We start from the raw sequence: 2,821 nt of genomic DNA on the forward strand, positions 1-2,821 counted from the left end.
GACGCCTCCAGCCGCAACCGGGTCCTGCTGTTGCTCGACCGGCTGCGCCGCGAGCTCGGCGTCGCGATCGTGATGATCTCCCATGACCTGACCTCGCTGGCCGGGGTGGTGGACCGGGTCGCGGTCCTGTTCGGCGGCCGGCTGGTCGAGCAGGGCCCGGTCGATGAGGTGTTCGGCGATCCCCGCCACCCTTACACCGCCCTGCTGGTCGCCTCCGCTCCGAGCCTCGGCGAACGCCCGCTCGGCCGGCCCGCCGCCGGCCTGCGCCCGGCCCGTGACCGGGAGCCGTGGCGGCATCGCGACGGGTGCCGCTACGCCTCGCTGTGCCCGTTCGCCACCGATGAGTGCGCCGTCGAACCACGGCGCGAAGAGCGTGCGGGTGGCCGGGCCGTGGCCTGCCATCACGCCGACACCTGGTCCGGCCTGGCCGGGCAGACGAGAGGAACAACGGCATGAGCATCGAGTTCATCGGCATCGCCGCCACCCAGAAGCACACCGAGACCGAGATCGAGGCGGTGCCCGACGGCCCGGTGGTGGACGCGGCGTACCTGCGGGCGCTCGCCAGGGCCCACGAGGACGCGGGGTTCGACCGGGTGCTGGTCGCCCATTCCTCGGCCAGCCCGGACGGATTCGTCATCGCCGACCAGGTGCTCACCGGCACCGACCGGCTCGGCGTCCTGCTGGCGCACCGGCCCGGCTTCGTGGCGCCGACGCTGGCGGCGCGCAAGTTCGCCACCCTGGACGCCTTCCACCCCGGCCGGGTCGCGCTGCACGTCATCACCGGCGGCGACGACGCGGACCAGGCCCGGGACGGCGACATCACCGACAAACCGGCGCGCTACCGGCGCACCGACGAGTTCCTCGACGTCCTGCGGCTCGAGTGGGAGTCCACGCGGCCGTTCGACTACGAGGGGGAGTTCTACCGCGTACGCGGCGGCTTCACACCGGTGCGGCCGGACGGACGGGTCCCCGTCTACTTCGGCGGTGCCTCCGCGGACGCCGTACGGGTCGGGGGCAGGCACGCCGACGTGTACGCGTTCTGGGGCGAGCCGCTGGCCGGCATCGCCGAACGCATCGCCGACGTGCGCGCCGCGGCCGCACCGCACGGCCGCGACCCCCGGTTCAGCGTCAGTCTGCGGCCCATCCCGGCCGCGACCGAGACCGAGGCCTGGCGGCGCGCACGCGAGATCCTCCGGCTCACCAGGGAGCGGGCCGGCGAGCTGAAGAAGGTCTTCACCGTCGACGGGTCCGCCCAGCAGGGCAGCCGGCGGCTCCTGGACTTCGCCGACCAGGCGGAGGTGCACGACGAACGGCTGTGGACCGCGATCGCCAAGGAGACCGGCGCCGCCGGGAACTCCACCGCGCTCGTCGGCAGCTACGAACAGGTCGCCGAATCCCTCCTGAACTACGTCTCCCTCGGCGTGAGCACCCTGCTCATCCGCGGCTTCACCCCGCTCGCCGACGCCACCGACTACGGAAACCTCATCCGCCTGGTCCGCGACCGGACCGGCGACCACGCCCTGGCCGGCGCTCACTCCTAGAAAGGGAGCGGACATGACCTTCGAACTCCTCGGCATGGTCGGGACGCGGGACGCGTCCGAGACGCACGGCGACCACCACGGCACGATCGACGCCGACTATCTGACGAGGTTCGCCCGGGCGCACGAGGCCGCCGGGTTCGACCGGGTCCTCATCGGGTACGGCGCGACCGGACCGGACGGATTCGCGGTCGCCGCGCACGTGCTGAACGCCACGACCAGGCTCAAAGTGCTGATCGCGCACCGGCCCGGCTTCGTCGCTCCGACTCTGGTCGCCCGCAAGCTGGCCACCCTCGACCGGCTGACCGGCGGCGGCCGGGTCGCCATCCACCACATCACCGGCGGCGACGAGGCGGACCAGAAACGCGACGGCGACTTCGCCGACCACGACCGGCGGTACGCGCGGACCGCGGAGTTCATGAGCCTGCTGCGGCGCGTGTGGAGCGCGGACCGGCCGTTCGACCACAGCGGCGAGTTCTACCGGGTGGAGGGCGCGTTCAGCACGGTCAAGCCGGCCACTCCCGAGGGCATTCCGCTGTACTTCGGCGGCGCCTCACCCGCCGCGGTCGAGGTCGGCACCGAGCACGCCGACGTCTACATGCTGTGGGGCGAGCCGAGGCGGCAGATCGCCGAACGGATCGCCGCGCTGCGCGAGGCCGCCGCCGCGCACGGCCGTACGCTGCGGTTCAGCCTGTCGATCCGGCCGATCATCGCCGACACCGAGGACGCGGCGTGGGAGCGGGCCGAACGGATCCGGGCGCTCACCGCCGAGCGGGCCGGAGACGCCCACCCGTACCGCATGTCGACCTCGGTGGGCTCCGCCCGGCTGCAACGGCAGGCGGCCGAGAGCGAACGCCACGACGAACGGCTCTGGTACGGCATCACCGCGCTCACCGGGCCGGGCGGCAACTCGACCGCGCTGGTCGGCACGGCGGAGCAGGTCGCGGACGCACTCGACGGCTACCGGCGGGTGGGCATCGACACCATCCTGATCCGCGGCTTCGACCCGCTGGAGGACGTGGTCGACTGGGGCCGGCGCCTGGTCCCGCTGCTCCGCGCGAACGCCGCGGCGCTGGTCTGATCCGGTCCGATGCCCACCGACACACCACCGGACACGGCACCGCCGCGGTACGCACCCGAGCGGCTGGCCGGCGTCGTCGCCGCGCTGGCCGACCGCGCCGACGAGCACGACCGCGACGGCTCCTTCCCCTTCGAGGGAGTCGCCGCCGTGCACGACGCCGGGCTCCTCACGGCGACGGTCGGCACGGACGCCGGCGGCGCCG

3 protein-coding genes and 1 pseudogene are annotated in these 2,821 nt (G+C 73.7%); all 4 read left to right on the top strand.

Features of this window, described 5'->3' with window-relative positions; translation table 11 throughout:
* The coding region (locus tag ACFFNX_RS46880; protein ID WP_378212858.1) for an oligopeptide/dipeptide ABC transporter ATP-binding protein at positions 1-456 on the top strand (456 nt) is incomplete at its 5' end.
* Positions 453-1,541, top strand: coding sequence for an LLM class flavin-dependent oxidoreductase (locus tag ACFFNX_RS46885; RefSeq protein WP_378212859.1), 1,089 nt, complete (start codon positions 453-455; stop codon positions 1,539-1,541). The genes ACFFNX_RS46880 and ACFFNX_RS46885, both read left to right, overlap by 4 nt.
* Before the next feature lie 13 nt (positions 1,542-1,554).
* Positions 1,555-2,619: an LLM class flavin-dependent oxidoreductase gene (locus ACFFNX_RS46890; protein ID WP_378212861.1), complete on the top strand. Its 1,065-nt coding sequence runs from the start codon at positions 1,555-1,557 to the stop codon at positions 2,617-2,619.
* 9 nt (positions 2,620-2,628) lie between these two features.
* Positions 2,629-2,821 (top strand): annotated as a pseudogene (locus tag ACFFNX_RS46895) (hypothetical protein); the annotation flags it as partial.

The sequence above is a fragment of the Actinoallomurus acaciae genome, from assembly GCF_042429965.1.
GTDB classification, from domain to species: domain Bacteria; phylum Actinomycetota; class Actinomycetes; order Streptosporangiales; family Streptosporangiaceae; genus Actinoallomurus; species Actinoallomurus acaciae.